The sequence below is a fragment of the Arthrobacter sp. ok909 genome (assembly GCF_900104405.1).
Classification (GTDB): Bacteria; Actinomycetota; Actinomycetes; order Actinomycetales; family Micrococcaceae; genus Arthrobacter; species Arthrobacter humicola.
Window position 1 is genome coordinate 82,581 of sequence record NZ_FNJS01000018.1, and the last position, 10,630, is coordinate 93,210.

General features: G+C 68.1%; 8 protein-coding genes and 1 pseudogene. 7 read left to right on the forward strand and 2 right to left on the reverse strand.

What is annotated here, in order from left to right; translation table 11 throughout:
* Nucleotides 1-50: 50 nt before the first annotated feature.
* A complete protein-coding gene (locus tag BLR03_RS14950) occupies nt 51-1,172 on the reverse strand; it encodes an adenosine deaminase (RefSeq protein WP_254788519.1) in 1,122 nt (373 codons plus the stop codon).
* A 77-nt stretch (nt 1,173-1,249) separates the two neighbouring features.
* On the opposite strand from BLR03_RS14950, the gene BLR03_RS14955 reads away from it, so the two are divergent.
* Together BLR03_RS14955 and BLR03_RS14960 are read left to right on the forward strand one after the other, a co-directional pair.
* Complete coding sequence (locus tag BLR03_RS14955) at nt 1,250-3,931, forward strand: excinuclease ABC subunit UvrA (RefSeq protein ID WP_091254048.1); 2,682 nt, start codon at nt 1,250-1,252, stop codon at nt 3,929-3,931.
* 256 nt (nt 3,932-4,187) lie between these two features.
* A complete protein-coding gene (locus tag BLR03_RS14960) occupies nt 4,188-4,841 on the forward strand; it encodes a LysM peptidoglycan-binding domain-containing protein (protein WP_091254007.1) in 654 nt (217 codons plus the stop codon).
* 114 nt (nt 4,842-4,955) lie between these two features.
* On the opposite strand, the gene BLR03_RS14965 is transcribed toward BLR03_RS14960, so the two are convergent.
* Complete coding sequence (locus tag BLR03_RS14965; protein ID WP_091254051.1) at nt 4,956-5,528, reverse strand: hypothetical protein; 573 nt, start codon at nt 5,526-5,528, stop codon at nt 4,956-4,958.
* A 145-nt stretch (nt 5,529-5,673) separates the two neighbouring features.
* Between BLR03_RS14965 and BLR03_RS14970 the strand changes: the two genes are divergently transcribed.
* From BLR03_RS14970 to BLR03_RS14990, 5 genes and pseudogenes are all read left to right on the forward strand, one after another.
* Complete coding sequence (locus BLR03_RS14970) at nt 5,674-6,567, forward strand: MSMEG_6728 family protein (protein WP_091254010.1); 894 nt, start codon at nt 5,674-5,676, stop codon at nt 6,565-6,567.
* A 158-nt stretch (nt 6,568-6,725) separates the two neighbouring features.
* Nucleotides 6,726-7,640, forward strand: a complete 915-nt coding sequence (locus tag BLR03_RS14975; protein ID WP_091254012.1) for an SDR family oxidoreductase — start codon at nt 6,726-6,728, stop codon at nt 7,638-7,640.
* 51 nt (nt 7,641-7,691) lie between these two features.
* On the forward strand, nt 7,692-8,081 hold the full coding sequence (locus BLR03_RS14980; protein WP_091254015.1) for a DUF1622 domain-containing protein: 390 nt from the start codon (nt 7,692-7,694) through the stop codon (nt 8,079-8,081).
* A 95-nt stretch (nt 8,082-8,176) separates the two neighbouring features.
* Nucleotides 8,177-8,943 (forward strand): annotated as a pseudogene (locus BLR03_RS14985) (YqjF family protein).
* A gap of 120 nt (nt 8,944-9,063) precedes the next feature.
* Nucleotides 9,064-10,630 (forward strand): DUF222 domain-containing protein (locus BLR03_RS14990; protein ID WP_139184570.1); only part of this gene is annotated, 1,567 nt, incomplete at its 3' end.

Consider the following 10,630-nt stretch of genomic DNA (forward strand, 5'->3'; position numbering starts at 1 on the left):
CCGTTTTAGCGACTGTTTTAGCGACCATAAGTGATAGGGCAACCGTGGTGTTAGACGCCGGACGCCGCCAGTTCGGCCAGCAGCTCGGTTTTGCGCTCGTCGCTGGCGAAGGAGGAGCGGATTGAGTTCGCGGCCATCCTGACGCAGTCGAACTCGGACAGGCCGATCACCGACTTCAGCTGGGCGAAGTTGTCATCCACGTAGCCACCGAAATACGCGGGATCATCCGAGTTCACGCTGACGTTCAGGCCCGCAGCGAGCATCGCCGGCAGCGGGTGCTCGGCCAGGGTGTCCACCGCGCGGAGCCGGACGTTGGACAGCGGGCACACGGTCAGCGGCATGAGCTCGTCAACCAGCCGTTCCACGAGTTCGGGATCTTCCATGCACCGGATGCCGTGATCGATTCGCTCCACGTCCAGCAGGTCCAGCGCATCGATGATGTACGACGGCGGCCCCTCCTCGCCGGCGTGCGCGATCCGGTGCAGGCCGGCGTCCTTGGCCCGGGCGAAGAGCCGCTGGAACTTCGCCGGCGGGTTGCCCACCTCGGCGGAATCCAGGCCGATGCCGGCAATCGGGGCGTCCAAGGCGAGCAGCTGCTCCAGCACTTCGAGGGCAGAGTCCTCGGAGAGGTCGCGCAGGAAAGCCGCGATCAGCAGGGTGGAAATACCGAACTCCTCCTGGGATCCCGCCAGCACCGAGGCGACGCCGTTGACACACGTCTCCAGCGATACCCCGCGCGACAGGTGCGCCTGCGGGTCCAACATGATCTCGGCATGCCGTACCCCGGCGAGCGCCGCCCGGTTCAAGTAGGCCCGGGTCATGTCCGCGAAGTCCTGTTCGGTCTGCAGCACCGCCATGTTGGCGTAGTACAGGTCCAGGAAGGACTGCAGGTCGGTGAACTCATACCGGGAACGCAACTCGTCCAGGTCCGCGTACGGCAGCTGGATCCCGTTGCGCTCGGCGAGCGCGAAGATCAGCTCGGGCTCGAGCGTTCCTTCAATGTGCAAGTGCAGTTCAGCGACCGGCAGTATGTGGGCTTCCTCGGGGATCTCGGCAAGTTCTGGCGCCTCGGTGAGTTCCGGGGCTTCGTCGCTGTCAGGACCGGTCGCGGCCGCATCTGTGCCGGCGGCGGTTTGGGTGCCGGTGCCCGTGGCGGCGTCGTTTGTTTCCATTCGGTAAGGATATGCCCGCACCCCTATATGCCCGCACCGATATGCCCACCCCCTCCGACACCGATAGAGTCGAACCAATGCAAAGTAAACAGCATGCTTCCGATCTGCCTGGCCCCACCGTTCCGGATCTGGCTCCAGGGAGCCCCACGGACGGTTTCGTGCGGGTGCGCGGCGCACGGGAGAACAACCTGCGCAACGTGGATGTGGATGTGCCCCGCGACGCGATCGTCGCCTTCACCGGCGTCTCCGGTTCCGGCAAGTCGTCTCTCGCCTTCGGCACCATCTACGCCGAGGCCCAGCGCCGCTACTTCGAATCCGTGGCCCCTTACGCCCGCCGGCTCATCCAGCAGGGGCACAACCCCAAGGTGGAGATGATCACCGGGCTGCCTCCCGCCGTCGCGCTTCAACAACGCCGCGGCACTCCGAGTTCGCGCTCCACCGTGGGCACGCTCACCACGCTGTCCAACTCGCTGCGCATGCTCTTCTCCCGCGCCGGCAGCTACCCGGACGGCGCCGCACCGCTGGACTCGGACGCGTTCTCGCCGAACACCGCCGCCGGCGCCTGCCCGGAGTGCCACGGCCTGGGGATCGCGCACACCGTGACCGAATCCTCCCTGGTCTCGGACACCTCGCTCACCATCCGCGACGGCGCCATCGCCGCCTGGCCCGGCGCTTGGCAGGGCAAGAATCTGCGCGACATCCTCACCCACCTGGGCTACGACGTCGACACGCCTTGGCGGAAGCTGTCCAGACAAGACCGCGACTGGATCCTGTTCACCGAGGAACAGCCCGTGGTGGAGGTGACGCCGCAGCGCGACCGCGTCGCCAAGCCCTACAAGGGCCGGTTCTGGAGCGCCAAGAGCTACGTGCTGCACACCCTGGCCGATTCCAAGAGCACCACAATGCGTGACCGGGTGCTGCGCTTCATGGAAACCGGCCCGTGCCCGCGTTGCGGCGGCAGCGGCCTGACGCCCGCCGCCCTGGCTGTGACCTTCGCGGGCCGCACGATTGCCGAGCTCAACGCGGTCCCGATGACGGAGCTGGCGGACATCATCCGGCCCACCACCGAGCTCACACAGGTCGGAACCGCCTCACGCAAACAGTCCCCCCGGAAACAGTCCTCCGCCGAGGGCAACGAGGTGGCCGTCGCGATCACCCGGGACCTCCTGCAGCGCGTCACGGTGTTGCTGGACCTCGGCCTCGGCTACCTCGCCCTGGGCCGCTCCACCCCCACCCTCTCCCCCGGCGAAATGCAGCGGCTGCGGATCGCCACCCAGCTCCGCTCCGGCCTGTTCGGCGTGATTTACGTGCTGGACGAGCCCTCCGCCGGGCTGCACCCCGCCGACGCCGAGCCCCTGCTCGCGGTCCTGGACCAGCTCAAGTCCTCCGGCAACTCGGTGTTCGTGGTGGAGCACAACATGGACATTGTCCGCCGAGCCGACTGGCTGGTGGATGTGGGTCCGCGCGCCGGTGAGGGCGGCGGCGAAGTGCTCTACAGCGGCCCCGTGGCCGGTCTCGCCGAGGTGGACGCGTCGGTCACCCGGCCGTTCCTGTTCCCGGATGGTTCGGCAGGTTCCGCTGGCGGCGCTAGCACAAGGGACGACGGCGGCGGCTCGGCTGACGCTAGCTCGGCCGGCGGCTCGCCAGACGGCTCGGCCGGCGGCTCGGCTGACGGCGGTGCGGCCGCCGGCGGCGCCCGCCGGGAAGCAGCGGGCTGGCTGGAACTGCGGGAGATCAGCAGGCACAACCTGCGCGACCTCGACGCCAACTTCCCGCTGGGCGTGCTAACCGCGGTCACCGGTGTTTCCGGGTCCGGCAAGTCCACGCTGGTCAGCCAGGTCCTCGCCGACGTCGTAGGCGCCCGGCTCCATCCGGAGGCCGACGCAGCGGCGAAAGCCCCTGAAGACCTGGAGTCCGAGGCCGGCGAGTCCACCGAGCCGCTCAGTGTTGGCCCGGTCAGCGGGCTGGACCGGCTGGACCGGCTGGTCAAGGTGGACCAGAAGCCGATCGGCCGTACCCCGCGCTCGAACCTCGCCACCTACACCGGACTCTTCGACGCGGTCCGCAAGGAATTCGCGGCCACAGACCAGGCCAGGGCCCGGGGCTTCGGCGCCGGACGCTTCTCCTTCAACGTTGCCGGCGGCCGTTGCGAGACCTGCCAGGGTGAAGGCTTTGTGGCCGTGGAACTCTTGTTCCTGCCCGGCAGTTACGGCCCGTGCCCCGAATGCCACGGCTCGCGCTACAACCCGGAGACCCTCGAGGTCACCTACCGCGGCAAGAACGTCGCCGAGGTCCTGGGCATGACCGTCAACGCCGCCGCGGAGTTCCTCGCCAGGGTACCGGTGGCGGCACGCAGCCTGCAGACGCTGCGCGAGGTGGGCCTGGGCTATCTACGCCTCGGCCAGCCGGCCACCGAGCTCTCCGGCGGTGAGGCCCAGCGCATCAAGCTCGCCACCGAACTGCAGCGGGCCCAGCGCGGCCACTCCCTTTACCTGCTGGACGAGCCCACCACCGGCCTGCACCCGGCCGATGTCCAACTCCTCATGGCCCAGCTTCACCGGCTCGTGGACGCCGGCAACACCGTCATCGTGGTCGAGCACGACATGGATGTGGTGGCCGCCGCGGACTGGGTGATTGATCTGGGCCCGGCTGGCGGCGACGCCGGCGGTCAGATCGTGGCAACCGGGACGCCCGCCGCCGTCGCGCGTTCCGGGACGAGCCGGACGGCGCCGTACCTGGCCACCATGCTTGGGGGCTGACGCGAACATGTTCGCGTGAGTCAGCGGTGGGATGATAACGGCAGAAACGGGAAAAATAACGTCTTGATAACGGGCGGGGCCTGCCTTAATCTGGTTTGCATGCCCGGCAACCGGGTATTGAATGCCCGGTGCTGCCACCACCAGATACTGCCCGACCGGTAGACACCGTAATGACCTCTAATGTCAGGGGCGGGCAGTGGCGCGACAACGTCCGGGGACGGACCGAGCGCCGGTGGCCCTCAGGAGCATCTGAACCATGAAGAAATCCACCTATGGCACTGCCGCGCGCCGCGGCATGACTCTGGCGGCTGTCTCAATTGCAGGCGTCGCGTTGTCGGCCTCGGCAGCTAATGCGGCCGCCCCGGCCACAGCCCCCGCCTCCACGTGGGACTCCCTGGCCCAATGCGAAAGTGGCGGCAACTGGGGCACCAACACCGGAAACGGTTACGGGGGCGGGCTGCAGTTCAGCCCCGGCACCTGGGCCGCTTACGGCGGAACAGGCTCTGCGGCCAATGCCAGCCGTGAGCAACAGATCGCCGTCGCCGAAAAAGTGCGGGCCACGCAGGGTTGGAGCGCATGGCCCGCCTGCGCCGCGAAGCTGGGCCTGCGCGGAGGCGCCGGGGCTCCGCAGAGCGCCACAACATCACGACAGCCCGCCGCGGTTGCAGCCCCAGCCAGGGTGCCTGCGCGGAGTGTAGCGCTCAAGGCAGCCGTCCCGGCACCCCGGCACGTTGCACCGGTATCAGTCAGTGGCCAGACCTACACCATCCGGAGCGGCGAAACCCTGAGTACGATCGCCGAGAAGCTCAACATTGCCGGAGGCTGGCGCTTGCTGGCCGACGCGAACGCGGCGACCATCAGCAACCCCCATGTGGTGTTCCCGAGCCAGGTCCTGCAGCTTCCCGGATAGGTCACGCGCTAAAGCACGACGCCGTTAACGCACGACGCCGGAGCAATCCCGCGAGGGGACGCTCCGGCGTCGTGGTGCGTGAGTGACCCGTGCTTCTCGGGTGAGCGGTGCTGGTTAGGCGGCCTGCGGGATTTCGCGGACAATCTGAAGTTTCCACGCGGCGTCGTCGCTCGTGTCCAGCAGGGCCACGGTGCCCATAGCCAGGTGCAGGGCCACCCGCTTCGCGGCGAGCAGTTCAAGGTAGAGGTTTTCGTTCACGCGCGCAGGGGCGTCGATGACGTACTTCACGGCGTCGCGGACCTTGCGGTAGTTGTCGCTCCGCTCCCGGTGCAGGTGCAGTTCCAGCATGCGGCGCTGCTTGATCCGCGGCTCGTTCCGGTTCAACCAGGACACTGCGGCGTGGACGGCGACCACCAGGGTGAGTGAGACGACGTAAATCCACCAGCCCGTATTGAGCAAAAAGAGGGGCAGGTTGGCGATCGCCACGACGGCGATGAAGAGGCGCAACGCCAGAATCCGCCGCATGGTCAGCGCGACCGATGCCATTGCGGCGCGGAAGCCGTGCAGTTCGTTGCGGGCCGCCACCGGGTCAAGAATGACTTCCTCCAGCACGAGAATGCCGTTCGCTTCCGGACCGAGCAGTTGGCCGTATTTCGGCACAAACGGCATAACAGGGGCTGGATTCATGGCGTGTCCTCCGGGCGGCATTGATGGGGTCCTGCTATATTACGCCCCTTCGTAATGACCTGTCTCCTTCATTCCAAAATGTGAACATGCGCACGCGCGGTCCTGTGCAATTGGTGGATTCGTCGCGTGGCCTCAAACTGGAGAGATGCAGACTTTCCTCCCCTTCCCCGATTTCCAGCAGAGCGCCGCGGTTTTGGACCGCGAGCGGCTCGGCAAGCAGCGTGTTGAAGCGCTGCAGATCCTGCGTGCGCTGGTGATCCCGGAGTATGGCTGGCAGTCGCACCCGGCGATCCGGATGTGGATGGGGTACGTCCCCGCGCTGACGATGTACGGCCTGGCCGTGGTGGATGAATGGACGGCCCGCGGCGGCGAGGACACCACCCGCGAGAAGATCATGGAGTTTGCGCCGCAGGCGGCCCACCCCGACTACGCCGCCAAGATTCCGATGCCGCCGTGGCTGGGCGAGCCGGATTTCCACCTCAGCCACCGGTCCCGGCTGATCGCCAAGGATCCGCGGTTTTACGCCAAGGTCTTCCCGGGCACGGACCCGGACCTGGAGTATGTCTGGCCGGAGCCCAGGCTCGAGCTCGTGCCGGAGGATCCTGCCGGGGAGCGGATGTGGGTCCTGCGCCTGCCGCTCGGCGACACCGAACCGGAGCAGCTGAAGACCGTCAGTCTGCCGCCCGTGGGACGCGCCAAGCCCGCGGCCGATGACGACTACCAGTTCGTCTACGCCGATTCGGGCTCCCGCCGCCCCAAGGTACGCAAGCTGCCGCCGAAGCAGCTCGTCAAGAAGCCCACCCGCAAGCGCCAGCAGCAAGAAGATGCGTTCACCACCCTTCCGGGCAACTCCGTGGTCGCCATCCCGGTCAATGGGGGCACCTCCTTCGCCATCGGCAAGGTCCTGGGCCGTCCGATCACCGTGGACGGCCAGTTCGCGCGTAACTTCCAGGTCGACGAGATCGTGGACCGCTCGGCCTTCGATTACCCAGCCCTGCTGCAGGACCCGCGGGCTTTCTTCCCGATCCCGGCGAGGTAGCCGAACGGCTACAGCCGAATGACGCCGGACGGGGTCCGACGTCGGGGTCCGACCTCGGGGTCTGGCGTCGGGTCCGCTAGTTCAGTGGGCCACAAGTTCAGTTCAAGTTTTGCCCAAGCCTGTGCGTAGCTCCTCGTGAAGGCTGGCAGACTGGCCCTATGACTGTACTTTTGGCCGGTTGCGGCGATCTGGGCACTGAGGCCGGACTGCGTTTCGCGGCCGCCGGACACCGTGTGGTGGGCTGGCGTCGCTCGCCGAGCAAGCTTCCAGCTGCCATTGAGGGGGTCGCGGCGGACCTGAGTTCGAGCGACCTGCCGGCCGTCCCGGCGGACACTACCGCCGTCGTCGTCGCGATTGCAGCGGATTCCCCCACGGAGACCGCCTACCGGACCGCTTATGTGGACGGTCTCGCGCACGTGCTGGACGCCGTTCTGGCGTCCGGCGCCAGCGTCCGCCGGGTCCTGTTTGTGTCCTCGACCGCAGTCTACGGTGACGCCGACGGCGGCTGGATCGATGAACGCACGACGCCGAAACCCGGCGGGTACTCGGGCCGCATCATCCGCGAGGCAGAGGAACTCCTCTACAGCCGCTTGACCGGCACCGGCATCACCCCCATTGTGCTGCGGCTGGGCGGCATCTACGGTCCCGGCCGGACCCGGCTGATCGACCAGGTGCGCGGCGGAACGGCCGTCATTCCGGCGGCTTCGCGCTTTACCAACCGTATCCACCGGGACGACGCCGCCGCCGCAACCGTCCACTTGTGCACCATAGATGCGGTTCCCGGGCCCGTGTATATAGGCGTCGACAATGAACCGGCCGAGCTCGGTGACGTGCTGAGCTTCCTGGCGGCCGAGCTGGGGCTCCCCCAGCCGGCGTCGGAGTCGGCGGACGCATCGGGCGGCGCGGCTTCGCCGTCGGGCGGGACTTCGCCGTCGGGCGGGGAACCGTCACGGGGTGGCAACAAGCGGGCGAGCAACGCCCTGCTCCGCAGCACCGGCTTCGAGTTTCAGTACCCGAGTTTCCGCGAAGGCTACCGGGCCATTCTTGCCGGAGTCGGCGTCCGGCACCCTTAGGGCCTGCTTTGATCACCGCACACTTCACTATCACCTTCAATGAGGGGAACCATGGATCTTCAGCACACCATTGAGACGGTCGGCAGCTTCATGGACTTCGCGGGAGTGGCCGTCATGGTGATCGGCGCGGTCATATCCATCCCCTTGGCGCTGCGGGGATATCAGCCGGAACGGCTGCCGGCGGACTCCGCGCCGCTGACCGTCTACCGCTCCTACCGGCAATTGCTGGGCCGGTCCATCCTGTTGGGTCTGGAGCTGCTGGTCGCGGCCGACATCATCCGGTCGGTCGCCGTCACACCGACCTTCGAGGGTGTCGGCGTGCTGGGCATTATTGTGCTCATTCGGACCTTCCTGAGCTTCTCGCTCGAGCTTGAGATCACCGGACGCTGGCCCTGGCAGAGCCAGCGCGGAGGTCCATCGGCTTCCTCCGCGACTGGCTGAAGCCACGTCGCCGCCGAACTGAGGCGACATCTGAACTGAGTCGACGTTCGAGTTGGTGGGGCTGAACTACGGAGCTTGCAGGAAGGACAATTCGCATGAACTTAGATCCTTGGCCGGCGGCACCCGAGCTTCCGCGCCCGATCATTATGGATCAACGCTGGACCGATGCTGTGTTCCTGCACTGGCGCATCCCTGAGACGGTGGCGGCGTCGTTCATGCCTCCGGGAGTTGTCCCGGACAGCTTTGACGGATCCGCTTGGGTGGGGCTCATCGGTTTTCGAATGCAAGGCGCCGGTCTGGGCCGCGGACCCGGTATCCCGTACTTCGGGAGCTTCACCGAGATTAACGTGCGCCTCTACTCCCGGGAACCGGACGGCACCCGGGGAGTAGTCTTCCTCAGTCTGGATGCGTCGCGGTTGGCGGTGGTGCTCGCTGCGCGGGCCGCCGGGATTCCCTATGTTTGGTCACGCGCCAGCTTCGTCGGTGGGGATGCCGTGCCACCCGGGGAGCTGGGAGCCGCCGGCATGGCGGGGTCCCAGAGCGGTTACCTGGTGCGGCGTTTCCGGGGAGGCGCTCGGAGCGATTTCGCCGTCGTCCCGGAGTTCGACGTCGAGGCGACAGACCCGCTATCAGTACACCTGACGGCCCGGTTCGGCCTGCATTCCCGGTTCAGCGGCAGACCCTCTATGTTCCCAACACGCACAGCGCATGGCCGCTGTACCGGGCGCGAGTGACCCAGCTGGAGGATCAATTGGTGCGCGCTGCGGGCATTGAGGTCGGCGGGCCGCCCGAATCTGTCCTGTTCTCCCCCGGTGTCCGCACACAGTTCGGCCGGCCACGGGTCCTGAACCGCGCGCGTTGACCCGTGCGCTTTGACCCGATCGCCCTGAAATCCTGGCGGCCGGGCAACCGCTCCGCGGCGCCAATGGCTTCGCGCACGGTTCCCGCTTAAAGTGTCGGACCCCCGGAGGAGACTGGTGTCATGGAAGCCGCCAGGGATTTCATTCCGTTCGGGGACGACGGGCAGGGCACGGACCGCAACACGGACCGGGGCCGGTGGTCGGGTGTGGATGTTGCGCTGGCGGCGCTGGAGGCTGTGGGGTCGACGGCGGTTCAGGATGCGGCGTTGTGGGATTTCCGGGCCGCGTCGGATTTCGCCGGGGGTGTGGAGGAGCTCTCGCGCCGGGTGGAGTTTTTGCAGTTGGTGGCGGCCGGAGCGGTGGACCGGACCAGAAAGCAGTCCGCCGCGGCGGCGGCGAGGACGGCGGCGGCGGGGGCCGGCACGTCGTGGACGACGGGCTGGCGGGACGAAGCCCCTAGGACCGCGGCGGCCAGTGGCGCATCGTTCGGCGCGGTGAGCGACGGGACTGACGGCGGGATCGACGGTGTGCCCGGGTCCGCGGCTTCGCCCGACGCGCTGTCCGGGGAGGGTGTGCCGTTGGATGTGGCCGGTGACGCGGCGGTGGTGGATGACGGGTATCGGAACACGGCGGAGTTCCTGCGGGCGCGGTTGCGGATCGGTGCGACGGAGGCTAAGCGTCGGTTGTCGCTGGCCGGGGGTCTGTTGCCCCGGCGGGGACTCACCGGCCAGCCCGTCCCGGCCGCGCATGGGGAGCTGGGTGCGGCGGTCGCGGCCGGGGAGGTCGCGTCGCGGGCCGCGACGATCATCGCGGCGGCGCTGGAGAAGGTCCGGCACGTCTGTGACGCCGGGGCGCTGGCGCGGATGGAGCACGCCCTGACGCGCACGGCCGCGGAACATGATGCGGACTTCCTGGTCCGGGTGGCCCGGGGCTGGGCGGATGCGCTGGATCAGGACGGTGCCGAGCCGTCCGAGGAGCTGCTGCGCCAGCTTCAGGGCGCGTTCATCCGGCGCCGGCGCCACGGCCTGCACCATCTTGAGATTTTCGCGACCACCGAACAGTTCGAGTACCTCCTCACCGTCATGAACACCGGCACCAATCCCCGCACCGGCACCACGGGCACACCCGCCGCCGGGACCGCCGTTGAGGGATCGGCCGCTGGCGCCTCTTCTGAGGGCCCCGCGGCCGGCGCGGCCTCTGATGGCTGGGCCGCGGGTGCAGAAACTGCCGCCGGTCGCGGCTGGGCGGTTGATGCCACCGACGCTGAGGCCACGCCCGTTTCTGCTGGCTGGGCCGCTGAGCCCGCCGGCACGGCTTTCGCCGTGGGGTGGGCTCCCAGTGCGACCGACGGTGAGTGGCCGGTCACGAATGCCGGCGCCGGCGTGTTGGCTTGTGATGCACAGGCCCCGGGGAATCATGCCGTTCCGGACGACGCCCCCGCAGCAGCAGGCCAGCCGGTGTTCGCGGAGGATCCCGGGACGGCGGGGCTGGATCAACGGTCCCGGGCCCAGCGGCTACTGGACGGCCTGGTCGGTGCCTGCGAAGTCGCCCTCGCCACCGGGGGTTTGCCCGCCGCGGGCGGGCTCCGCCCCCAGGTCATGGTCACCATCGATTACCGGGACCTGCTGGCCCGGCTCGGCACCACCACCGATGGCACTGCCGCCGGTGGGGCAGGCGCGGCCGGCGGGA

Coding starts and splice junctions, on each gene's coding strand:
- BLR03_RS14950 (WP_254788519.1), bottom strand. CDS start 1,172: ATGGAAACAAACGACGCCGCCACGGGCACCGGCACCCAAACCGCCGCC.
- BLR03_RS14955 (WP_091254048.1), top strand. CDS start 1,250: ATGCAAAGTAAACAGCATGCTTCCGATCTGCCTGGCCCCACCGTTCCG.
- BLR03_RS14960 (WP_091254007.1), top strand. CDS start 4,188: ATGAAGAAATCCACCTATGGCACTGCCGCGCGCCGCGGCATGACTCTG.
- BLR03_RS14965 (WP_091254051.1), bottom strand. CDS start 5,528: ATGAATCCAGCCCCTGTTATGCCGTTTGTGCCGAAATACGGCCAACTG.
- BLR03_RS14970 (WP_091254010.1), top strand. CDS start 5,674: ATGCAGACTTTCCTCCCCTTCCCCGATTTCCAGCAGAGCGCCGCGGTT.
- BLR03_RS14975 (WP_091254012.1), top strand. CDS start 6,726: ATGACTGTACTTTTGGCCGGTTGCGGCGATCTGGGCACTGAGGCCGGA.
- BLR03_RS14980 (WP_091254015.1), top strand. CDS start 7,692: ATGGATCTTCAGCACACCATTGAGACGGTCGGCAGCTTCATGGACTTC.